The sequence below is a fragment of the Methylobacterium cerastii genome (assembly GCF_022179125.1).
GTDB classification, from domain to species: domain Bacteria; phylum Pseudomonadota; class Alphaproteobacteria; order Rhizobiales; family Beijerinckiaceae; genus Methylobacterium; species Methylobacterium cerastii.
The window spans coordinates 1-21,581 of record NZ_BPQG01000050.1; the positions used below are offsets into that span (position 1 = coordinate 1).

Annotated in this window: 16 protein-coding genes; 6 read left to right on the top strand and 10 right to left on the bottom strand. The window is 71.8% G+C overall.

The features are described 5' to 3' along the window. The first annotated feature begins 166 nt into the window (after positions 1 to 166). Entirely contained in the window at positions 167 to 1,459 is a 1,293-nt protein-coding gene (locus MFF13_RS16225; RefSeq protein ID WP_238272535.1) for a patatin-like phospholipase family protein, read from the top strand. A 139-nt stretch (positions 1,460 to 1,598) separates the two neighbouring features. Here the strand turns inward: MFF13_RS16225 and mfd are convergent, their stop codons facing one another. From mfd to recG, 3 genes are all read right to left on the bottom strand, one after another. After that, positions 1,599 to 5,213, bottom strand: a complete 3,615-nt coding sequence (gene mfd / locus MFF13_RS16230; RefSeq protein ID WP_147829512.1) for a transcription-repair coupling factor — start codon at positions 5,211 to 5,213, stop codon at positions 1,599 to 1,601. 390 nt (positions 5,214 to 5,603) lie between these two features. Then, positions 5,604 to 6,821: a UbiH/UbiF family hydroxylase gene (locus tag MFF13_RS16235; protein WP_147829510.1), complete on the bottom strand. Its 1,218-nt coding sequence runs from the start codon at positions 6,819 to 6,821 to the stop codon at positions 5,604 to 5,606. Positions 6,822 to 6,940: 119 nt separating this feature from the next. Further along, positions 6,941 to 9,097 carry an ATP-dependent DNA helicase RecG gene (gene recG / locus MFF13_RS16240; RefSeq protein ID WP_147829508.1) on the bottom strand — a complete coding sequence of 719 codons (2,157 nt, stop codon included), beginning with the start codon at positions 9,095 to 9,097 and terminating at the stop codon, positions 6,941 to 6,943. Between the two features lie 254 nt (positions 9,098 to 9,351). On the opposite strand from recG, the gene MFF13_RS16245 reads away from it, so the two are divergent. After that, on the top strand, positions 9,352 to 9,702 hold the full coding sequence (locus MFF13_RS16245) for a 4-fold beta flower protein (RefSeq protein WP_147763088.1): 351 nt from the start codon (positions 9,352 to 9,354) through the stop codon (positions 9,700 to 9,702). Positions 9,703 to 9,762: 60 nt separating this feature from the next. Further along, positions 9,763 to 10,059, top strand: coding sequence for an FAD assembly factor SdhE (locus MFF13_RS16250; protein WP_147753396.1), 297 nt, complete (start codon positions 9,763 to 9,765; stop codon positions 10,057 to 10,059). 29 nt (positions 10,060 to 10,088) lie between these two features. On the opposite strand, the gene MFF13_RS16255 is transcribed toward MFF13_RS16250, so the two are convergent. After that, entirely contained in the window at positions 10,089 to 10,433 is a 345-nt protein-coding gene (locus MFF13_RS16255; protein WP_147753397.1) for a hypothetical protein, read from the bottom strand. A 316-nt stretch (positions 10,434 to 10,749) separates the two neighbouring features. Then, complete coding sequence (locus MFF13_RS16260) at positions 10,750 to 12,108, bottom strand: AMP-binding protein (RefSeq protein WP_147829507.1); 1,359 nt, start codon at positions 12,106 to 12,108, stop codon at positions 10,750 to 10,752. 314 nt (positions 12,109 to 12,422) lie between these two features. On the opposite strand from MFF13_RS16260, the gene MFF13_RS16265 reads away from it, so the two are divergent. Continuing rightward, positions 12,423 to 13,184, top strand: coding sequence for an invasion associated locus B family protein (locus MFF13_RS16265; RefSeq protein ID WP_147753399.1), 762 nt, complete (start codon positions 12,423 to 12,425; stop codon positions 13,182 to 13,184). 195 nt (positions 13,185 to 13,379) lie between these two features. Here MFF13_RS16265 and MFF13_RS16270 read toward each other — a convergent pair whose 3' ends face one another. The 4 genes from MFF13_RS16270 to pabB all read right to left on the bottom strand — a co-directional run bounded on the left by MFF13_RS16270 (position 13,380) and on the right by pabB (position 16,881). Further along, the gene (locus tag MFF13_RS16270; protein ID WP_238272536.1) at positions 13,380 to 13,811 is read right to left on the bottom strand and encodes a DoxX family protein; all 432 of its coding nucleotides are present in this window, start codon (positions 13,809 to 13,811) and stop codon (positions 13,380 to 13,382) included. Beyond that, positions 13,808 to 14,686: an aminotransferase class IV gene (locus MFF13_RS16275; protein ID WP_147829533.1), complete on the bottom strand. Its 879-nt coding sequence runs from the start codon at positions 14,684 to 14,686 to the stop codon at positions 13,808 to 13,810. The genes MFF13_RS16270 and MFF13_RS16275 overlap by 4 nt, the downstream gene beginning before the upstream one ends. Beyond that, entirely contained in the window at positions 14,673 to 15,293 is a 621-nt protein-coding gene (locus MFF13_RS16280) for an anthranilate synthase component II (protein WP_147829501.1), read from the bottom strand. Before MFF13_RS16280 ends, MFF13_RS16275 begins: the two co-directional genes overlap by 14 nt. A 160-nt stretch (positions 15,294 to 15,453) precedes the next feature. Beyond that, complete coding sequence (gene pabB / locus MFF13_RS16285) at positions 15,454 to 16,881, bottom strand: aminodeoxychorismate synthase component I (protein ID WP_187273663.1); 1,428 nt, start codon at positions 16,879 to 16,881, stop codon at positions 15,454 to 15,456. Between the two features lie 292 nt (positions 16,882 to 17,173). Here pabB and rimO point away from each other — a divergent pair, with 292 nt between their 5' ends. After that, positions 17,174 to 18,532 carry a 30S ribosomal protein S12 methylthiotransferase RimO gene (rimO, locus tag MFF13_RS16290; protein WP_147829499.1) on the top strand — a complete coding sequence of 453 codons (1,359 nt, stop codon included), beginning with the start codon at positions 17,174 to 17,176 and terminating at the stop codon, positions 18,530 to 18,532. Between the two features lie 121 nt (positions 18,533 to 18,653). Here the strand turns inward: rimO and mazG are convergent, their stop codons facing one another. Beyond that, a complete protein-coding gene (gene mazG, locus MFF13_RS16295) occupies positions 18,654 to 19,514 on the bottom strand; it encodes a nucleoside triphosphate pyrophosphohydrolase (protein WP_238272537.1) in 861 nt (286 codons plus the stop codon). Positions 19,515 to 20,340: 826 nt separating this feature from the next. Here mazG and MFF13_RS16300 point away from each other — a divergent pair. Further along, positions 20,341 to 21,456, top strand: a complete 1,116-nt coding sequence (locus MFF13_RS16300; protein WP_147763082.1) for a replication protein RepA — start codon at positions 20,341 to 20,343, stop codon at positions 21,454 to 21,456. The last annotated feature ends 125 nt before the right edge of the window (positions 21,457 to 21,581 follow it).

The window sequence follows — 21,581 nt, forward strand, 5'->3', positions numbered from 1 at the left end:
TGTGCGAACGGTATAATCGCCAAAGCGATCCGCGCGGTTCGGATCATGGTGCGCTGCCGCACGACGGGCACTCTGGGCGCGGCGGTTACGCCCCATATCGGGAACGCGACGGACGGCGCGGCGTTTTTCGAACCGAGGTGGGTCAATCGATATCGGGAATCGGGCTATGCCCACATCCAAGACGCGTCGGATCGCCCTCTGCGCGACAGTCCTCGCTCTCGGGATCGGTGCGCCCGATCTGTCCTTCGCCGGATCGGACACGGCCAAGCGGGCCGAGCGCACGGTCTTCACCCCGGGCGAAATCGCCACGGCGCGTCCCGCCGCCCTGAAGGGTCCCCTGCGCATCGCCGGCGACGACCCCCAGGCCTTCCAGGCGCTGATCGACCAGGCGTCCGCGGCCGCCGACCCATGGCTCGTCCTCTCCGGCGGCGGCGAGAACGGCGCATTCGCGGCCGGACTGCTCTCCGGCTGGAGCGCCAGCGGCCGCCGCCCGGCCTTCGGCGTCATCACCGGCGTCTCGACGGGAGCCCTGATCGCGCCCTTCGCCTTCATCGGCGACGCCGGCGACGCGGCCCTGCGCGAGGCCTACACCACGGTCTCGGCGGCGGACGTGTTCGAGTTCGGCGGCTCCAACGAGGCCCTGACCGACACCTGGCCGCTCAAGCGCCGGATCGAGAAGGCGGTGACGCCGCGCCTGCTGAAGGCGATCGCGGCCGAGCACGCCAAGGGTCGCCGGCTGCTGGTCGCCACCACCGAGCTCGACACGGAGCGCCCGGTGCTGTGGGACATGGGCGCCATCGCCACGGTCGGCGACGACAAGGCGCTGAACCTGTTCCGCGCGATCGTGCTGGCCTCGTCCGCGGTGCCCGGCGTGTTCCCGCCGGTCTCGATCGATTCGGCCACCGCAAATAGCAAGATGATCCAGGAGATGCACGTGGACGGCGGCACCACGGCGCCGTTCTTCCTGGCGCCGAAGCCGGCGCTCATCGCCGCGCTGACGGGCTCGGGCGGGGTGAAGATCCCGGCCCGGACGGTCTACCTCGTGGTCAACAACAAGCTCGCGCCGTACTTCCAGATGGCGACGCACACCACGCTCTCGGTGCTCGGCCGGGCGATGTCGGCGGCGATCAAGGCGCAGACGCGCGACGCCCTCGCGCTCGCCGACGCCTTCGCCCGCCGCGAATCCCTCGACCTGAAGGTCGCCGAGATCGACGACCGCTTCACCGAGACCTCGCCGGCCCCGTTCGACCAGCGCTACATGAAGGCGTTGTTCGCGCATGCCGAAACGCTGGGCCGAGCCGGCACGGCCTTCGAAGGCTCGGAAGCGATGGCCGGCGCTCCGTCGAACCTGCCGACGGGTGCGCTCGGCGCCGTGCATGCGAAGGCCCCGCATCCCGCCGAGATGCCGCGCCTGGACGCATCGCGTCCGGAGGCGTCCCAGGCCCTGGCGACGCGCTGAGCGGCGCGAGAGCATTTTCGGTGATCCCTGGATCACCGAAAATGCTCTCTCTTGTTGTGCTGTCGCAGTTTCTTCACGCGAGCCGGCATCCACCTCGCTCGAAAATGCTCTAGCCCGCCTCCCGCCGAGCGGGAGGCGGTCACGCCGCCTTCTTCTTCCCCCCGCGCTCGGCGATCCCTGCGAGCGCCCGCACCACCTGCGTCGCCGTCTTGAGCCGGGCCGGGATCGAGTCCAGCTCGCGGATGAACACCACGCTCATGTCCGGGCGCACCTTGGCGAACGAGGCCTGCTCGGCGACGTAGGCGACGAGCCCCTGCGGGTTCGCGAACGACTTGTCGCGGAAGTGGACGACGACGCCCTTGGGGCCGGCCTCGACCTTGGCGATGTTGGCGGCCAGGCACAGGATCTTGATCGTGACGATCTTGAGCAGCTGCTCCACCTCCGGCGGCAGCGGCCCGAAGCGGTCGATGAGCTCGGCGCCGAACCCCTCCATCTCGGCGTCGTTCTCCAGGGTCGAGAGCCGGCGGTAGAGCGCGAGCCGCACGCCGAGGTCCTCGACGTAGGTCTCGGGGATCGTGACGGGGGCGCCGAGTGCGATGGTCGGCGACCACGCCTCCTCCACCGGCTCCTCGTAGCCGGCCTTGAGCGCGGTGACCGCGTCCTCCAGCATCTGCTGGTAGAGCTCGTAGCCGACCTCCTTGATGTGGCCGGACTGCGCGTCGCCGAGCAGGTTGCCGGCGCCGCGGATGTCGAGGTCGTGGGAGGCCAGCTGGAAGCCGGCGCCGAGCGTGTCGAGGGTCTGCAGCACGTTGAGGCGCTGCTCGGCCTGGGCGCTCAGCGTGCGGTTGGCCGGCGTCGTGAACAGGGCGTAGGCGCGGGCCTTGGAGCGGCCGACGCGGCCGCGCAGCTGATACAGCTGGGCCAGGCCGAACATGTCGGCCCGGTGCACGATCAGCGTGTTGGCGGTGGGGATGTCGAGGCCCGATTCGACGATCGTGGTCGAGAGCAGCACGTCGTACTTGCCCTCGTAGAACGCGGTCATCACGTCCTCGAGCTGGCCCGCCGCCATCTGCCCGTGCGCCACCGCGACCGTGGTCTCGGGCATCTCGGTGTCGAGGAAGCGCTTCACCTCGGCGAGGTCCTCGATCCGCGGCACCACGTAGAACGACTGCCCGCCGCGGTAGCGCTCGCGCAGCAGCGCCTCGCGGATGGTCAACGGATCGAACGGCGTCACGAAGGTGCGCACCGCCAGGCGATCGACCGGGGGCGTGGCGATGATCGAGAGGTCGCGCACGCCCGTCATCGCCAGCTGCAGGGTCCGCGGGATCGGGGTGGCCGAGAGCGTCAGCACGTGCACGTCGGCCTGCAGCGCCTTCAGGCGCTCCTTGTGGCTGACGCCGAAGTGCTGCTCCTCGTCGACGATGATCAGGCCGAGGTCCTTGAAGGCGATGGTCTTGGCGAGCACCGCATGGGTGCCGACGACGATGTCGACGGTGCCCGCCGCGATCCCCGCACGGTTCTGCTTCATCTCGGCGGCGCCGACGAAGCGCGAGAGCTGCGCCACCTGGATCGGCAGGCCCTTGAAGCGCTCGGCGAAGGTGCGGAAATGCTGGCGGGCGAGCAGGGTGGTCGGCACCACCACCGCCACCTGCCGCCCCGAGATCGAGGCGGCGAAGGCGGCGCGCAACGCCACCTCGGTCTTGCCGAAGCCGACGTCGCCGCAGACGAGCCGGTCCATCGGGCGGCCCTCGTTCAGGTCCGAGAGCACCGCCTCGATGGCGTTGGCCTGGTCCTCGGTCTCCTCGAAGGCGAAGCGGGCGGCGAACTCGCCGTAGAGCCCCTCGGGCGGCACCAGCCGCGGCGCCTGCCGCACGAAGCGCTGGGCTGCGACCTTGATGAGTTCGCCGGCCATCTCGAGGATGCGCTTCTTCATCCGCGCCTTGCGAGCCTGCCAGCCGGCGCCGCCGAGGCGGTCCAGCGCCACCTCCGAATCCTCGGAGCCGTAGCGGGTCAGAAGCTCGATGTTCTCCACCGGCAGCAGCAGCAGGCCGGTGGCGTATTGCAGCTCCAGGCAATCGTGCGGGGCGCCCGCCGCCGTCACCGTCTTCAGGCCGACGAACCGGCCGATGCCATGGTCGGCATGCACCACGAGGTCGCCGGGCTGGAGCGCCTGCACCTCCAGGATGACGTCCTGCGGCCGCTTGGACTTGCGCTTCTGGCGCACGAGCCGGTCGCCGAGGATGTCGCCCTCCGAGACCACGGCGAGCTGGCCCGTCGTGAAGCCGGATTCGAGGCCCCAGACCGCGACCGCCACGTCGGTGCCGCGCTTCAACGCGTAGACGTCCGAAATGCGCGAGATCGCCATCGGTTTCTTCAGGCCGTGGTCGGCGAGCACGCCGCAGAGGCGGTCGCGCGAGCCCTCGGACCAGGATCCCAGGATCACGTGGTGACCGGATCCCTGCAGGTCCTTCACGTGCGCCACCGCCGCGTCGAAGACGCTCGTCGCCTCGCTGGCGCGCTCGGCCGCGAAGGTGCGGCCGGGCTCGGCGCCGCAATCGATGGCCGGGCCGTCGGCCCCGCCATCAGGCACCGCGAACGGCGTCAGCCGGGCGACCGAGCAGGCCGCGATCCGGTCGCGCAGCTCGTTCTGGGTGAGGTAGAGGGCGCGCGGCGGCAGCGGCTTGTAGGGCGCGACGCCCGATTGCGGGGTCTTGCGCGCCTGCTCGCGAGCCTGGAAGTAGTCCTGGATCAAGGCCAGCCGCTCGGAGGCCGCGTCCTCGATCTGCGGCTCGAAGACCATCGGCACCCCGGCGACGTAGTCGAACAGGGTGTCGAGGCCGTCGTAGAACAGGGGCATCCAATGCTCGAGGCCGGCGTAGCGCCGGCCCTCGCTCACGGTCTCGTAGAGGCGGTCGTCGCGGGTCGCGGCGCCGAAGTTGGCGATGTAGCCCTGGCGGAAGCGCCGGATGGTCTCGGTGGTGAGCTGGACCTCGCTCATCGGCACAAGGTCGAGGGAGCGGAGCTGCCCGACGGTGCGCTGCGTCTCCGGATCGAAGGCGCGGATCGATTCCAGGGTGTCGCCGAAGAAGTCGAGGCGGATCGGGTTCGGGAGTCCCGGCGGCGACAGGTCGAGGATGCCGCCACGCACGGCGTATTCGCCCGTGTCCCGCACCGTCCCCGTGCGCAGGAAGCCGTTGGCCTCGACCCAGGCCACGACCTTGTCCATCGAGACGACGTTGCCGATCGCCACCGAGAAGGTCTCCACGGCGATGCGCTTCATCGGCGGCACGCGCTGGATCAGGGCGTTGACCGTGGTGCAGACGATGCGGGGCGCGGCCTCGGAGGAGCGCGTGCGCGTCAGCCGCGAGAAGGCGGTCATGCGCTGCGCCGCCGTGGCGCCGTTGGGCGAGACCCGGTCGTAGGGCTGGCAATCCCAGGCCGGCACGCTCATCGCCTCGATCTCGGGGGCGACGAACTTCAGCGCGTTGACGAAGGCCGCCGAGCGCCCGGAATCGCGGGCGACGTGGACCAGCACCGCCGGCCCCTCGAAGCCGGCGCTCAAGGCCCGGGCGAGGTCGGCCACCACCAGGGCGTCGAACCCGTCCGGGACGCCGGCGAGCGTCGGGCTCTCGCCACGGGCGAACGCGTCGCGAATCCGCGCCAGCGGCCCGGACTTCGGAAGCGCGAAGCGCGCCGTCTGGACCTTCGGCGCGGGGGCCGGAGGTGCGGGCGTCTTGGATCCAGGCTTGGCCATCGTGTGTCTGTTCGTCGTCGGATCGGGCGGGCAGGCGATGCCCGGATGGCGGGAGGTGGAGCCCGCGAGACGGGGTGTATAGACCGGAAGGCGGGGTGTCAGGTGGCAGCCGCCGGGCGATGCGGCCCGGGATGGTCCGGTTGGGCCGAGGTGCTCGGTGAGCACCCGGCGACAACCCGCTCGATGGACTGCGTTTTTTCGATTCAGCTCACCGGGCGCGGTCGTTGTGGGCCAGCACGGTGAGTTGCAGAGGGTCCGGTTCGGCACGCGCATGCCGGTGTCGACCAAGTGCGCGGCCAAAGACGAGCGCAGCAGGTTCTCGCGCCGGCAGCCCTTGATGCGCGATCTGAACCGCCCGCCCCAACCTTCAGTACCAGAAAGATTTTTCGTTCAACGCGAAGCCCGCATCTGCTCCGGGGCGCCGAGCCGCGGCAGGACGCCCTCGCGCATCACGGCGCGGCGCAGCGGGCCGATCGCGCTCATCGCGAGCAGGCCGACGCCGCGCAACGCGTCGACGGGCATGAGGTCGGCGAGCAGGCTGCGGTTGAGGGTGTCGACCGCCGTCGATCGCAACGCCGCGTCGAGGCGCCGGGCGCGGGCGAAGCCGGCCAACGCCGCGCGCGAGCCCGGATCGCGGTGCTCGCGGACCGCGCCGAGCACCGCGTCGCGGAGGGCGGCGGCATCCCGCAACCCAAGGTTCAGCCCCTGCGCGCCGATCGGCGGGAAGACGTGGGCGGCCTCGCCGACCAGGGCGAGGCGGTGGGCCGTCGGGGTCGCCACGGAGAGGCCGCGCATCGGCACGAGGCCGCGGGGCCCGTCGACCCGCATCGTCCCGAGCATGCCCTGCGCCTGGGCGGTGACCGCCTCGGCGAGGGCTGCGTCGTCGAGGGCGGAGAGGCGGCGCGCGACGCCCTCGGCCGCGACCCACACGAGGCTGGAGCGGTTCTTCGGCAACGGCACCAGGGTGAAGGGGCCGCCGCGGGTGTGGAACTCGGTCGAGACATTGCCGTGCGGGCGGTCGTGCGCGAGGATCGTCGTGATCGCGGATTGCGGGTACGACCAGTCCCGCACCCGGATGCCGCTGGCCGTCCGCAGGGGCGACCGGCCTCCGTCCGCGGCCACCACGAGCCGGGCCGAGACCCTACCGCCATCAACAAGGCGAACCTCGGAAAATTCTTCGCCCGCAACGGCTTCCGCCGCGTCGCTCTCGAACAGCGTGAGGTGTTCGGTCGCCCGCGCCTGCCGGCGCAGGGCTTCGACCAGGAGGCGGCTCTCGACGTTCCAGCCGAACGCGTCGAGGCCGATCTCGCCGGCATGGAAGCGCGCCGGCGGCGGGCGGAAGAGGCTCCTGGTGTCGTCGATGATCTGAAGCGTCGCCAGCGGGCCGGCCTGCGGGGCGATGCCGCCCCAGGCGCCCAACGCGTCGAGGAAGCGCACGGAGCCGTCGAGCAGGGCGACGGTGCGCCCGTCCGCCACGGGTGCATGGCGCCCGACCAGCGCCGTCGGGATGCCGTCGCGGGCGAGCGCCAGGGCGGCGCTGAGCCCGGCGGCCCCGGCCCCGACGACCGCGACGGCGAAAACTCGGTCCTCTCGGGGCGGCTGGGGCACGGGCGAACAATCCTCAGGGCGGGCCGGCGATCCGGCAGGGAGGATCTAGGGCGATTCCGCTGTCCTGTCGCCGGTGCTGCGGCAACCCGCGCCGGCTCGACGCGTCGGCGAAACGATCGTCAGCCGGCCCCGAGCAGCCGGATCGCGGCGTCGCGCTCGAACAGGTAGAGCAGCACCCGCAGGGCTTGGCCGCGCTCCGTCCGCAGGGCCGGGTCGCGCTCGACGATCAGCCGCGCGTCGTCGCGGGCGACCTCCAGCAGGGCGCCGTCGCTCTCCAGGCGGGCCAGCCGAAAGGCCGCGACGCCGGATTGGCGGGTACCCAGCACCTCCCCCTCGCCACGGAGCCGCAAGTCGGCCTCGGCGATGCGAAACCCGTCCTCGCTCTCACGCATCATCTCGAGGCGGGCCTTCGAGACCTGGCCGAGCGGCCCGCGATAGAGCAGCAGGCAGGACGAGGCCTTCGAGCCTCGCCCGACCCGGCCGCGCAGCTGGTGCAGCTGGGCCAGCCCGAAGCGCTCGGCATGCTCGATCACCATGATCGTCGCCTCCGGCACGTCGACGCCGACCTCGACCACGGTGGTGGAGACCAGGATGCGGGTCTCGCCCGCGGCGAAGCGGGCCATCGCCGCATCCTTGTCGGCGCCGGGCATCTGGCCGTGGATCAGCCCGACCTCGGCGCCGAAATGCTGCTTCAGGTCCTCGAAGCGCTCCTCGGCCGCCGCGAGGTCGACGAACTCGGATTCGGCCACCAGCGGGCAGATCCAGTAGACGCGCTCGCCGCCCTGCAGCGCCCGGTGGAGGCCGGCCACGACCTCGTCGATGCGCTCGGTCGGGACGGTGAGCGTGCGGATCGGCTGGCGGCCGGCCGGCTTCTCGTCGAGGATCGAGACGTCCATGTCGCCGAAGCAGGTCAGGGCCAGCGTCCGCGGGATCGGGGTCGCGGTCATGACGAGGATGTCCACCGCCGCGCCCTTGGCCCCGAGCGCGAGGCGCTGGTGGACGCCGAACCGGTGCTGCTCGTCCACCACCGCCAGCCCGAGATCGGAGAACACCACGCTGTCCTGGAACAGCGCGTGGGTGCCAACCAGAATGTCGATCTCGCCGGCGGCGAGGTCGGTGAGCGTCGCCCGGCGCTCGGCGGCGCGGTCGCGGCCGGTCATCAGGCGCAGGCGGAGGGCGCCCGCCAGCGGCTTCAAGCGCTCGAAGTGCTGGCGCGCCAGGATCTCGGTCGGTGCCATCAAGGCCGCCTGCCGGCCGGCCTCGCAGGCCGAGGCCATGGCGAGCAGCGCCACCGCGGTCTTGCCCGAGCCGACGTCGCCCTGAAGCAGACGCAGCATCCGCTTGTCGGAGGCCAGATCCCCGCGGATCTCGGCGACGGCCCGCGTCTGCGCGCCGGTGAGAGCGAAGGGTAGGCCGGCCTCGATCCGGGCGGAGAGGCGGCCGTCGCCGGCGTTGACCCGCCCGGGCTTGCGGCGGCTGCGCGCGCGCATCAGCGCGAGGGCGAGCTGCGAGGCCAAAAGCTCGTCGTAGGCCAGCCGTTTTCGCGACGGCGTCGCGGGCGGGGGGATGGCGACGCCGTTGGCGCCCAGCGTCGGAGCTTTCGGCGCTTCCTCGGGCCGGTGCTCGGCGCGCAGCGCGTCGGCGAAGGGCGGCAACCAGTTTTGCTGCAGCCAGGCGGGGTCCTGCCATTCGGGCAGCACCGGCAGCCGCTCCAGGGCGGCGACCGCGAGCTTGCCGATCGCCCGCGAGGTCAGCCCTTCCGTGGCGCCGTAGACCGGCTCGACGGAGGGCAGGGCGGCCAGGCCCTCCGCGTCGACGATGCGCGACGGATGCACCATCTGGCGGCTGCCGTCCCAGAGGTCGATGCGGCCGGTGACGTAGCGGTGGCTGCCCAGGGGCAGCATCTTCTCGACGCGCGCTGCCGGCATCCCGAAGAACACCAGGGTGATGTCGCCGGTCTCGTCCTCGACCAGCACCCGGTGGGGGCGCTTGCCCGGCCCGGTCCCGGCCGGCCGGTGGAGGGAGACGGTGACGCCGACGGTGACCGGCTCGCCGACCGGAGCCTCGCCGACCGAGCCGACGAGCTTCTGCGCGATGCCGCCCTGGGGCAGGTGGAACAGCAGGTCGACGATGCGGGCCGGCCGCTCGGGCGTGCCGAGCAGCCGCTCGATCATCGGCGCCATCTTCGCGCCGACGCCCGGCAGCCCGCGCACGGGCGCGAACAGCGGGTCGAGGATGCTGGGGCGCAGGAGCGCCGGGGGTGTCTCGTCGCGCATCGACACTTCGCTCGTCCCGCCCATCCTGCCGCTCGTGCGGGCCATCCTGCCCGGCGGGTCGTCAATATCCCGTGCCGTCCGCCCCGTCGCGCGGCCGCTCGACGCTGGCGCGCGACGGGAACGCCCGGCATCCCGTGATCATCGGATCGCAGGATCCTCGGCACGACGACGCGCGATCGGCTGGCAGGCCGGCCGCGACGGCTTAGATACGTCGAAGGTGGCGCTTCGCGCGGCCGGGGGCGGGAGCTGAGGCGATGATCGAGTTCTTTGACCGGGAGGGGCGCCCCGCCGCGTTCTGCGACGACGGCCGGGCGATCTACCACTGGGACGGCCGCCCGGCGGCGATCATCGACGACGACAAGGTCTTCGCCTATTCAGGCCGCTTCGTCGGCTGGTTCTCCGACGGGTGGATCAGCGACGCGCACGGGCACCGGGTGCTGTTCGAGTTCGATGCGGTCGGCGGCCCGGCCAAGCCGGAGCGCGGCCCCAGAGTCGCCAAAGGCCAGCGCGGACAGAAGCCGCCGCCGGGCCCGCGCGATCGCGCCCCCGCCCCGCCCGGGCCGTCCGCGTCGTGGTCCGAGACCGCCTTCGCAGGATTGGTCTGACCATCATCGTCCCGTGATCCACGGATCACGGGTTGTCTCCTTCGACCCGAGGCTAGAACCATGTCCGGCACCACCCGCACCAGCGCGGATCTCGATCCCCGCCGCCGCCGCACGCTGTTTCGCGCCTGGCACCGGGGCATCCGCGAGATGGACCTGATCATGGGACGCTTCGCCGACGCCGAGATCGGCGTCATGAGCGACGCGGACCTCGACCTGTTCGAGGCGCTGATCGAGGTGCCCGACCGCGACCTGTTCCGCTGGCTCGTCGGCGAGGAGCCGGCGCCCGCGAACTACGACACGACGCTGTTCCGTCGGCTCAAGGCCTTCCACAAGCACGACGCGCCGATCCACTCGTGACGGATCGGCGCCGCGGTTGAGCGCTCTGACTAGAGGTCGGGCTCGTTGACGACGTAGGGGCCGATGCGGCTCATCAGGTCGACGGGAGCGCCGGCGCGGCGCGCGTTCTCGCCGTCGATCACCAAGACAGGGATGCCCTGGTCGCGCACTTGAGCCCGGAGCCGGGCGGCGAGGCGGGCGTAGCCCGAGTCGCGGCGTGACGAGGTCTGGAGCAGGATCGCGGCGGGACGGGCGATCACCGCCAGCACGTCCGCCGCCGCCTCGAGGGAGACGGTGACGCTGGCATAGCCGAGCTCGGCCAGCTCTCCGGCCAGCGAGTGATCGACAGCACGGACGCCGTCGTCGACGACGAGCACTTGTTGCAGCGCACCCATAGACCGAGAGCTACCCCATCGCTGACGAGTTGGGAAGAGAGCTGAGCTTTAAACCCACCGCAGACGGTTTGGTTCGCCGGCACCGTTTGCAGATGCGAAAATAAACCCGTCCGATGAGCGTGCGATGAACCGCGCGGCCGGGAACGCCGCGCGCGCCGGGGATGCGGGTGCGGACGAGCGTCCAACGCCTTCGAGACTTTGGGTTTTCGGTGCGATCCCGGGCGGCCCGTCAGGCGGCGCGATCAGGAGATCGGACGGGCGGGGACGCGCCGCAGCCCGGCCGAATGGTGCGGCGCGGGGTCGGGGGCGCGGCCGCTCAGGCCTCCATCACCGCCATCCCGGTTCCGGCAAAGCGATCGGCCCGGAAGCGCGAGGCGCGAAAGCTTCCGGCCTCGGTCGCGTCCACCTCGCCGCGCTGCACCCGAGTCGTCGCGCAGGCCTGGCCGCGGAAGGCGAGGCGGCCGTCGGGGTCGCGGCGCAGGTCGAACAGGGCAGGGGGCAGGGCGAGGCGGGCGGGCTCCGCGAGCACCGAGGCGAGATCCGACGCGGGACCGCTCGACCCGGAGCGCCTGACCGACAGCACCGCGTCCTCGTCGAAGGCCAGCACGTCGAGGACCGGCGATCCCGCGGCCCGATCCGCCGCGTGCGGAGGCACCGACCCTGGGGCGCGACGGGCCAGGACCACGGAGCGCGTCGCCGTGGGCAGGGCGTCGAGGGCCTGTTCCAGGAAGGCCGGGGCGACGAGATGGGTCGGGCGCGGCTGCGCCAGGTTCTCGATCAGGGCCGGCCCGTCGAAGACCGGCATCGTCTCGAGGTCGACGCCCGCGGCGAGCGCCGCACCGAGCCCGGTGACGAGCCCGCGCAGGTCGGAGGGCGGCAGCAGGGTGAGGATTCGGTCGCCGGGTTCGATCCGGGCCGACACGAGATGCGCGGCGATCGCCGCGAGCAGCGCGTCTCCGGTGCGGTGGACCGGCCGGGCCGGATCGCCGGCCGCGAAGCTGACGAGGCCGCCGCCGGTCTCGGGCAAGGGCGCGGTCCCGCCGGCACGGTCGAGGGCCAGCGCATCGAGGTTGATCACGCCGTCGGGGACGGCCGGCCCGAAGGCCGCGAGGTAGCGCAGGCCGAAATAGCCGGCCGCGATCCGGCACAGGGCCTCCGCCGGGCGGTTCGCGCCGACCTGGGTCTGGGTCAGCACCGCGGAGAGGCCGGCCGCCTGGATGCCGGCGGCGGCCTGCGCCTCGGTCCAGGACGGAGGGAGGGGGCAGGGGACGTGGCCGGCCGCCTCGACGGCGAGGTGGGCGACGAGGCCTTCGGTGCTCCCGGGGAACCACAAACCGATCCGGCTTCCCGGCGCCAGCCGCCAGGTCCGCAGCGCCCGGGCGAGGCGCCCGATGATCTCGGCGGCCGTCCCGTAGGTCCACGCCATCGGCGGCCTGCCGCTCCAGCTGCGCTTGGGCGCGGCGTCGGCGAAGGCGAGGCGGCCGGGATCGAGGCGGGCGGTTCCGGCCAGCAGCGCGCACAGGCCCGCCCGCGGCAGGATCACCTCCGGGGCGATCTCCGAAGCGCCCTCCGGGACGACCTGGGACCGCACCGCACCGCGGGTGGCCGGTCCCCATCCGGCGGTCGACGGCTCGATGGAGGGCTGCGCCGCGCTCACGGGGTTCTCGAACTCCATCCGAAGGTCGGCGTGCATCCCGCATGACGACTGGCCATCGATGCCGGTTTAGGGTTAACCCGCGCCTAAGGCCGGCCCGCGGATTCGCGGTTCGTGGGCGCGCCGGTCGCGGGTACCGCGCCGGGCGACGTCGCGGGCGTCCTGGCAGGTGTCATGCCTTCGCCGCATTCGGCGGGGAATGCAGGCCGCCCGATCGCCCGGGACCAGCGCGGCGCCCCCTGTCGGGACCGGTCGCCCCGCTATCCCGCACCGCGTCACGTTTTTCCCGTCACGACGTCCTCCTCCAATCGACGAACTTCAAAGGGTCTGAGCCGATGTCCTTCGCCAAAAGCCCGGCGCACCTGATGCGCGCCGCCGCGTTCCTTGCGCTCGCCGGCCTTGCCGGGCCCGCCCTCGCCCAGCCGAAGAAGGCGCCGCCCGCCCCCGCGGCCCCCGCGCCGACGGCGCCGGCACCGGGCCAGAGCACGCCGGCGGCCAACACCGCGGCGCAGACCGGCCCGCAGACCGTGACCGTGAAGTCCGAGCCGAGCCAGGCCGACTGGACCAAGGTCTGCGGCAAGGACGGCGGCTCGGGCACCGACATCTGCTACACCACCCGCGACTTCGTCTCCGACCAGGGCCAGCCGGTCCTCGCGGTCGCCGTGTACGAGATGAAGAACCCGGCCACGAAGCAGGAGGTGCGCGTGGTGCGCTACCTGCTGCCGCTCGGCCTGCTGCTGCAGCCCGGCATCCGCTTCACCGTCGACGGCCAGCAGGGTACCGCCGGCAAGTTCGCCGTCTGCTTCCCCAACGGCTGCTTCGCCGAGGCCGGCGGCGTCGACGCCGGCGTCGTCGCCGCGATGAAGAAGGGCACCACGCTCAACGTCTCGGTGCAGAACCAGACCCAGCGCGAGGTGACCTTCGCCGTGCCGCTCGCCGGCTTCGGCAAGGCCTTCGACGGCCCGGCCATGGACCCGAAGGTGCTCGAGGAGCAGCAGAAGAAGCTGCAGTCGGAGCTCGAGAAGCGCAGCGAGGACATGCGCAAGAAGCTCGAGCAGCCCGGCGCGGCCGGCGCCGCGCCGGCCCCCAAGCCCTGATCCGCGACCGCCGATCCCGCCCTCGGGATCGGCGCACCGACAAGGCCCGGCGCTCCGAAGCGCCGGGCTTTTTTCATGCGTCGGGCGTCCTCGCCGACCGGCCCGTGATCCCAGGATCACGGGATCGTTGCATCACCGGATCGTTGCATCACCGGATCCTGGGATCACGCGATCCTGGTCTCTCAGAGGCTAGGGTCAGCGCCGCGCGCCGCCGAACGGCCAGTCGATCGCGCCGCCGGCATACAGTCCCACCCAGATCAGCACCGGTTGGAACGCCAGGCGGGGCCCGTGATACCACCAGGAATCCGGCAGCGGCGGCACGACGATCCCTTCGATCGCCTGCTTGACGTTGGCCGGCCAGACGCAGAGCGCGTAGAGCGCGAGCCCGATCCCGGCAGCCCGGCGCCAAGTTGGGCTCGTCAGCGCCAGGGCGCCGGCGATCTCGCAGAGGCCGGTGCCGAGGATGACGAGGCGCGGCTCCGGCACCCAGGCCGGCATGATCGGCATCAAGGTGTCGGGGGAGGCGAGGTGCACCGCGCCGACGAGGCCGTAGAGGCCGACGAGGCCGCGCCGCAGCCAGACCCGCCCGGGACCGTCGGGCGCTTGCGTCGTCCGAGCCCCCGTCATGTCGCCCCGATCGAGACGTCGTTCGGGGACACGCCGCACTCCGCAGCGACGCGGTCGCGCAGGGCCGCCATCAGCCGCATCAGTAGGGAATGGTCGCGGGCGTAGCCGGTGTCGCCGCCGCCAGAATCGCGGATCGCCGTCACCGGCGCGATCAGCCGCAGCGAGTTGGTCACGAACACCGCGTCGGCGCGGCGCAGCTCGGAGAGCGTGATGGAGCGCTCCTCGCAGGCGAGCCCGCAGGCCGGTGCGAGCTGCGCGATCACCACGGCGCGGACGATGCCGGCCAGCACTCCATCAGTGAGCGGCGGCGTGACCAGGCGCTCGCCGAACAGCGCGAAGACGTTGCCGGTGCCGGCGCAGGCGAGCGCCTGCCGAGTGTTGCTGAACAGGGCCTCGTCGAAGCCGGAGGCGCGGGCGTCCCGCGCGGCGAGGATCGCGTCGCCGTAGCCCAGCGCCTTCAGCTGCGCGAGGGGCGACGTCTCGTTCCGGGCGATGGCCGTGGGCCAGAGCCGCAGCGGCGCGAACGCGATGCCGGGGTCGCTGGCCGCCGCGGTCGCAAACAGCGTCGGGTGCGGGTCGGCGGGCGGGGCGAGGCCGCGGGGGCCGGTGCCGCGGGTCACGGTGGTGCGGATCGCCAGGCGCCCGCCGGTCGCGGCGAGGGCCCGCATCGCCGTCTCGATCGCCTCGGGGCAGACCGGAAAGCCCAGCGCCGCGACCGAGGCGACGAGACGGGCGACGTGCGCTTGCGCGAAGGCGACGCGGCCGGCGAGCGCCAGGGCCGTGTCGAAGACGCCGTCGGCCAGGGTGAGGCCGCGATCGGTGAGGTCGAAGGGCAGGGTGGTGCCGTCGCTCAGGCGCCCGTCATGCCACAGCATCATGGCCCTCCCCCGAGGGGCCCTGCGCCCGCCAGTCGCGGGCGAGCCCGAGGAAGTTCGAGAAGATCGCGTGGCCGTTCTCGGTGAGCACCGATTCCGGGTGGAACTGGATGCCGTAGGTCGGGTGGCGGCGATGCGACAGGGCCATCACCTCGCCCTCGGCCGAGCGCGCGTCGACGGTGAGGTTGGCCGCCATGGCCGGCCGCGGCGCCACCACGAGGGAGTGGTAGCGCCCGACCTGCATCCCGGCCGGAAGCCCGGCGAACAAGCGCTCGCCCATATGCGTCACCGGCGTCGCCTGCCCGTGCAGCGGCTTCTGCGCCCGCTCGACGCTGCCGCCGAAGGCCGCGCCGATCGCCTGGTGCCCGAGGCAGACCCCGAGGATCGGCATCTGCCCTGACAGCTCGCGGATCGCCGGCAGCGAGATTCCGGCCTCGGCCGGCGTGCACGGCCCGGGCGAGATCACCAGGGCGTCGGGGGCCAGCGCGCGGATGCCGTCCACGTCGAGGGCGTCGTTGCGCACCACGCGCACGGTCTCGCCGAGCTCCTCGAAGTAGCGCACGACGTTGAAGACGAACGAATCGTAGTTGTCGACGACGAGGATCATGGACGTTCTCGGTGGCCCGCGGCCGTGATCGGCCGAGGGCGTCCGCCGCACCCGCGGCGACGCGCGGTCGCGCTTGTCGACCTTCGGTCGGGAGCCTTGGGGTGGCCGGCGGCCGGCGAGCGGCCCGCCATCCGGCCGGCCCGGGATCGGCCGGGCGCGCTCATGCCTCGAACGCCTGGAACACGCGCGCGGCCTTGGTCAGGGTCTCGTCGTACTCGGCCGCCGGGTCCGAGAGCAGCGTGACGCCGCCGCCGGCCTGGAGCACAGCCGTCGTCGCGTCCATGAACACGGTGCGGATCGCGATCGAAGTGTCGATCGACCCGTCGAACCCGATCCGGCCGATGGCCCCGCAATAGAGCTCGCGCGCATCGCCCTCGATCTCGGTGATGATGTCCATGGCCCTGAGCTTCGGCGCGCCGGTGATCGAGCCGCCGGGAAACGTCCTCTCGAGCAGGTCGAAGCCGTCGAGGCCGTCGCGCAGGGTGCCCGTGACGACAGAGACGAGATGGTGGATGCCGGCATAGGATTCCAGCCCGCACAGCACCGGCACCCGCACGCTGCCCGGCGCGCAGACCCGGGACAGGTCGTTGCGCAGCAGGTCCACGATCATGGTGTTCTCGGCGCGCTCCTTCGGATCGCCGAGCAGCCGCGCGGCGCGGGCTGCATCCTCGACCGGGTCGTCGCTGCGCGCGAGCGTGCCCTTGATCGGCCGGGTCTCGACCTGGCCGGCCTCGAGCTTGAGGAAGCGCTCGGGCGAACTCGACGCGACGGTCAGCCCGTCGAACTCGAGGTAGGCGCCGAAGGTCGCCGGGTTGGTCTCGCGCAAGGCGCGGTAGAACGCGAACCGGTCGAACCCTTCGGGCAGGGCGGCGGTGAAGCGCTGGGCGATGTTGGCCTGGTAGATGTCGCCGGCGCGGATGTAGTCGCGCACCCGCTCGACCGCCGCCTCGTAGCCCGCGCGCGTGAAGTTCGAGTGCCAGGTCGGCGGCGCAGCGAATGCGGGCGGGGCGGCGGGTTCCGGCGCCGCCCCTGCCAGGCAGTCGGCGAAGGCCGCGAGACGCACCCGCGCCCGCACCTCGCGCCGGGCCGGATCGGTCTCCGGGAACCCGGTGGCTGCCAGGCGACAGGTGCCGGCGCCGTGGTCGACGGTGAGCGCGACGTCGTGGAGGTCGAAGGCGGCGTCGTCCGTCAGCCCGGCCCGGCGGGCGGGCGCGACCACGCGCTCCAGCGCCTGCCCGAGATCGTAGGCGCAGTAGCCGATCGCGCCGCCGGAGAACGTCTCGCCGGATTCCGCTTCGAGCCGATAGGGCGCGAGGCAGGCGCGCAGGGCCGCCATCGGGCCGCCCGGCACCGGCCGCCCGTCGAGCGTGGCGCGGCCGTCGCGAAAACGGAAGCGGGCGAAGGGGTCGGCCGCCAGGATCGAGACCCGGCCGAGGGTGTCGTGCCGCATCGCGCTGTCGAGGAAGGCGAGGCCGGGCCAGCGCCGCAGCCGCATCGCCGCCGCGACGGGGTCGACGAACGGGATCTCCCGGGTCCAGATCTGTTGCGCCGCCATATCCTGCGCTGTCACGTCCGGTTCGAGGGCCATGGGTGTGGAGTGCCGGGTGCCGGCCCGTCGGTTCAAGTGCGAAGGCCTCGCACAGGCGGTTGCCCCTGGGAAGCCGCAGCCGATGCCGCAGGGTTTCGCGACCGATGCGCCGGACGCAATCCCTCCCGGTGGCGGCGCGGGGCTCGCGCGGCCTGCGCGATCCCGCTATAGCGATGACGCATCACGACAATCCGGGTCCGACGACACGCCGGCCCCGAAGACCAGCCGGCCCCGAAGACCCGGGATCCTCGAAGCGTTCGACCTGGCGGCGTCCACGCCGCACGAAGGCAGCATGACCGCATCCGCACTTCCGTCCGATCCGAAGGCCGCGCCGAAAACCCTTGGCGCGCCAAAAATCTCTTTCGTCTCGCTCGGCTGCCCGAAGGCGCTGGTCGATTCCGAGCGGATCCTGACGCACCTGCGGGCCGAGGGCTACGAGCTCGCCCGCCGCCATGACGGGGCGGACGTGGTCATCGTCAACACTTGCGGCTTCCTCGATTCGGCGAAAGCCGAGTCGCTCGCCGCGATCGGCGAGGCGATGGCCGAGAACGGCCGGGTCATCGTCACCGGCTGCATGGGTGCGCAACCAGAGGAAATTCGCGAAAAATATCCGAACCTGCTCGCGGTGACGGGGCCGCAGGCCTACGAATCGGTGGTGGCCGCCGTCCACGAGGCGGTGCCGCCGGCCCACGACCCGTTCCTCGACCTGGTGCCGCCGCAGGGCGTCAAGCTGACCCCCCGGCACTACGCCTACCTGAAGATTTCGGAGGGCTGCAACAACCGCTGCACCTTCTGCATCATCCCGTTTCTGCGCGGCGACCTCGTCAGCCGGCCGGCCGGCGACGTGCTGCGCGAGGCGGAGAAGCTGGTGAAGGCCGGCGTGAAGGAGCTGCTCGTCGTCTCGCAGGACACCAGCGCCTACGGCGTCGACATCCGCTACGCCGAGAGCCCGTGGCGCGACCGCGCGGTGCGGGCGAAGTTCTACGACCTCGCCAAAGAACTCGGCGAGCTCGGCGCCTGGGTGCGGCTGCACTACGTCTACCCCTACCCGCATGTCGACGAGGTGATCCCGCTGATGGCGGAGGGCAAGGTCCTTCCCTATCTCGACATGCCGCTGCAGCACGCCTCGCCGACCGTGCTCAAGCGCATGCGCCGCCCGGGCAACCAGGAGCGCCAGCTCGAACGCATCCGGCGCTGGCGCGAGACCTGCCCGGACCTGGCGATCCGCTCGACCTTCATCGTCGGCTTCCCCGGCGAGACCGAGGCCGAGTTCTCGGAGCTGCTCGACTGGATCAAGGAAGCCAAGCTCGAGCGCGTCGGCTGCTTCACCTACGAGCCGGTGACGGGCGCGCCGGCCAACGCGCTGGGCGAGGCGGTGCCGCCTGAATTGCAGTTGGAGCGCAAGCGCCGCTTCATGGAAGCACAGCAGATTGTCTCGCTGCGGCTGCAGAAGGCACGGATCGGCAAGCGCCTGCCCGTGATCATCGACACGGTGGGCGCCGACGGCATCAAGGGCCGCTCGAAATACGACGCGCCCGAGATCGACGGCAGCGTCCACGTCACCAGCCGCCGGCCGGTGCGCCAGGGCGACGTCGTCACCGTGAAGATCGAGGCGGCCGACGCCTACGACCTGCGCGGCAGCGTCGTCTAAGATCGGTTTTCGAAAGGGATCATCCCTTTCGTGGGTCCAGGGCGATGTCCTGGGGGTGGTTCGTCGGGCTCCGCCCGACACCCGCCAAAGGGATAATCCCTTTGGTATCCCGCATCCAGGATCAGGCCTTGCGCTCGGCCTGCTTCACCGCGATCCAGGCCGCCTCCATCGCCGCGAGGCCGGCGTCCGACAGGGTTCCACCCTCGGCCTCGATCCGGGCGGCCATGGCGGTGAAGCGGCGCACGAACTTGTCGTTGCCGGCCCGCAGCGCCGCCTCCGGGTCGATTCCGGCGTGCCGGGCGAGGTTGGCCACCGAGAACAGCAGGTCGCCGACCTCCTCGGCCACCGCCTGCGCGTCGCCGCCGGCCAGCGCCTCGGCGACCTCGTCGGCCTCCTCGTGGACCTTGGCGACCACGTCCGCCGCTTCCGCCCAATCGAAGCCGTAGCCGGCCGCCCGCCGCGAGATCTTCTCCGCCCGCGTCAGGGCCGGCAGCGTCCGGGCGACGCCGTCGAGGGGACCCTCGGGGGCAGGAGACGGCTTGCCTGCGCCCTTGGTCGCGCCCTTGGCCGCATCCTTGGCCGCGCGCTCGGCCGCCTTGATCGCCTGCCACTGCGCCTCGACGGCGCTTGCGGCCCGGCGCGGGCTGCCGACGGGGAGCAGGGCGCCGCCTGGCTCGAACACGTGCGGGTGGCGGCGCACCAGCTTCGCCACGATCGACCGAGCCACGTCGTCGAGATCGAAGGCGCCGGCCTCCTCGGCCATCCTGGCGTGGAACACCACCTGCAGCAGCAGGTCGCCGAGTTCTTCGCGCAGGTCGCCCAAGTCGTTTCGGGCGATCGCGTCGACGACCTCGTAGGCCTCCTCCAGGGCGTAGGGCGCGATGCTCGCCGAGGTCTGGGCGACGTCCCAGGCGCAGCCGCGCTCGGGATCGCGCAGCTCGGCCATCACCCGCCTCAAGGCGTCGAGTGGCGCTTCGACCATGCGTCAGGGCTCCCGAGGGGACGGCCCGTCCGACCCCGACGGGGCAGGGGTAGACCGCCCTGGTCGCGAAATCACCTCCGCTTATCGGCCTGCTGCGATGACCCTTCGCTGCGCCGATCCGCCTACCCGTTTTGTCCGGCTCAGCCGCTCCTATGGGGACAAAGGCGTCATATTCCCTATCTTCCAAGTGGACATTCTGAGAGTGACGGATCGTTCGTCGAAGCGGACGACGCGAAAACCCCCTAGGAAGACTATCAGGAAGGATTCTCAGAGAGTCTGTTCTGAAGGTTATAAGGGGTAGCGAAAAACGCTACCCCGACAGGAGGTTGACCCGGGTTCTCGCATCCGACTCTGCGTGGTTCCGCATTCGACTCTGCGTGGGATCGCATCCGACTCTGCGCGGAATTCCCGCGGCGCCGCATCGGAGTCTGCGCGGATCCGCATGCGATTCGGCGTGATCCGGCCGGTTTTCCGGTGAGGAACGGGGACAAGTCGCAAGCTCCGGCCCGTATCGAACTCTGCGTGGTCGGCGGCCCGTCGCGGAGGCGCATCGAACTCTGCGTACGAGGCCTCGAGACACCCCCGCGCACCGGATGCCGTGCGGAAAGCCGGAGAGAGGACGGCTGAGGGGGGGAAGCGTGGATTGCCGGGATAACCGCCCTGCCCCCGAAGGACTCCGGCCCGGCGGGAGACTCCGGGCCGGTGAATCGTGCCATCACGGCCCACGCCTCGCAGGACCCTGCCGGGCGCTCGGGCTGCCGCTTGCGGCGGCGCCGGGAGGGATGGTCCGCCTACGGTGCGGTCGCGGAGTTTTCGGACGACACGCATGGGGATCGAGGACAGACTGGCCGGCATCCGCGACGCCGACCTCCGCGCGGAGGTCGAGGCGGCGCGTGGCGGCTTCCTGTTCGCCCAGATCGTCGAGCACATCCTCCACCGGCAGCAGGTCCGCGACGCGGAGGCCTCGGCCCAGGGCGCGGTCGCCGGGCGGCGAGCCGGGATGGGGCGGGACCAGCGCCGGCGCGACGCGGTGCGCGAGGTGATCGAGAACCAGCCGACCGTGCCGGAGAACCTCCAGCACATCCATTCGGTGCTGGCCTTGTGCGGCCTGCCCTATCGCGATCCCGGCCCGGTGCGGGAGTTCTCCCGCGATTATGGGCGCAACTCGCTCAACCTCGTCGCCGGCCGGCTGAAGAGCCCGGTCACCGGCGAGATGGAGCCGCAGGGCCTGCCCTACGGCCCGAAGGCGCGGCTCGTGCTGCTCCACCTTTGCACCGAGGCCGTGCGCCAGCGCAGCCCGACCATCGAGGTCGCCGATTCCCTGTCCGGCTTCATGCGCGAGATGGGGTTCGCCGTCACCGGCGGCGAGCGCGGCACGATCCGGCAGTTCAAGGAACAGCTCAACCGGCTCGCCGCCTGCTCGATGCAGATCGGCCTGTGGGACGGGCACGACCAGGCCAGCACCCTCAACGTGCCGCCGTTCCGCAGCCTCGACCTGTGGCGCCCGAGCGCGCGGGAGGGGGCGAGGGACGGGGAGGGCGCGGCCTGGTCCCGCACCGTGCAGTTCCACCAGGACTTCTACGACAACCTGATCCGGCACGCCCTGCCCGTCGACATCCGGGCGGCGCGGGCCTTCTCCGGCTCCGCGCGCAAGCTGGACCTGCTGTTCTGGGTCGGCTACCGCCTGCGCGCCCTGCAGCGACCCCTGCGGCTCACCTGGACGAACCTGCACGGGCAGTTCGGCGCCGAGAACGCCTGCATCCGCAGCTTCCGTCAGGCATTCAAGACCGACGTCGCGCATCTGTGCGAGGTGTTTCCCAAGCTGCCGGTCGCCCTCGACGACGGCGGCATGACCCTGCAGCCGGCCGATCCCGGCATGCTCCTCGTTCCGCCCCGCAAGGGAATACGGAAGATGCAGGCAGGGAAAGAGGGAGCCGTTTAGGGAATACCCGTGTATTCCAGCGATACGAGCTGCTCCGTCGTTGGGAACGAGCGTTCCATTCCCTGAAGCGTCACGAGCTGCCACCGCCTCTGCATCTTCCTTCCCTCTGGGAACGATGATATTCC

Bases quoted from the DNA above. Each gene is read 5' to 3' on its own strand.
- MFF13_RS16275 (WP_147829533.1), bottom strand. From the start codon at position 14,686: ATGCTGTGGCATGACGGGCGCCTGAGCGACGGCACCACCCTGCCCTTC.
- MFF13_RS16225 (WP_238272535.1), top strand. From the start codon at position 167: ATGCCCACATCCAAGACGCGTCGGATCGCCCTCTGCGCGACAGTCCTC.
- MFF13_RS16280 (WP_147829501.1), bottom strand. From the start codon at position 15,293: ATGATCCTCGTCGTCGACAACTACGATTCGTTCGTCTTCAACGTCGTG.
- mfd (WP_147829512.1), bottom strand. From the start codon at position 5,213: ATGGCCAAGCCTGGATCCAAGACGCCCGCACCTCCGGCCCCCGCGCCG.
- MFF13_RS16245 (WP_147763088.1), top strand. From the start codon at position 9,352: ATGATCGAGTTCTTTGACCGGGAGGGGCGCCCCGCCGCGTTCTGCGAC.
- MFF13_RS16270 (WP_238272536.1), bottom strand. From the start codon at position 13,811: ATGACGGGGGCTCGGACGACGCAAGCGCCCGACGGTCCCGGGCGGGTC.
- MFF13_RS16250 (WP_147753396.1), top strand. From the start codon at position 9,763: ATGTCCGGCACCACCCGCACCAGCGCGGATCTCGATCCCCGCCGCCGC.
- MFF13_RS16260 (WP_147829507.1), bottom strand. From the start codon at position 12,108: ATGGAGTTCGAGAACCCCGTGAGCGCGGCGCAGCCCTCCATCGAGCCG.
- MFF13_RS16255 (WP_147753397.1), bottom strand. From the start codon at position 10,433: ATGGGTGCGCTGCAACAAGTGCTCGTCGTCGACGACGGCGTCCGTGCT.
- recG (WP_147829508.1), bottom strand. From the start codon at position 9,097: ATGCGCGACGAGACACCCCCGGCGCTCCTGCGCCCCAGCATCCTCGAC.
- mazG (WP_238272537.1), bottom strand. From the start codon at position 19,514: ATGGTCGAAGCGCCACTCGACGCCTTGAGGCGGGTGATGGCCGAGCTG.
- MFF13_RS16265 (WP_147753399.1), top strand. From the start codon at position 12,423: ATGTCCTTCGCCAAAAGCCCGGCGCACCTGATGCGCGCCGCCGCGTTC.
- rimO (WP_147829499.1), top strand. From the start codon at position 17,174: ATGACCGCATCCGCACTTCCGTCCGATCCGAAGGCCGCGCCGAAAACC.
- MFF13_RS16300 (WP_147763082.1), top strand. From the start codon at position 20,341: ATGGGGATCGAGGACAGACTGGCCGGCATCCGCGACGCCGACCTCCGC.
- pabB (WP_187273663.1), bottom strand. From the start codon at position 16,881: ATGGCCCTCGAACCGGACGTGACAGCGCAGGATATGGCGGCGCAACAG.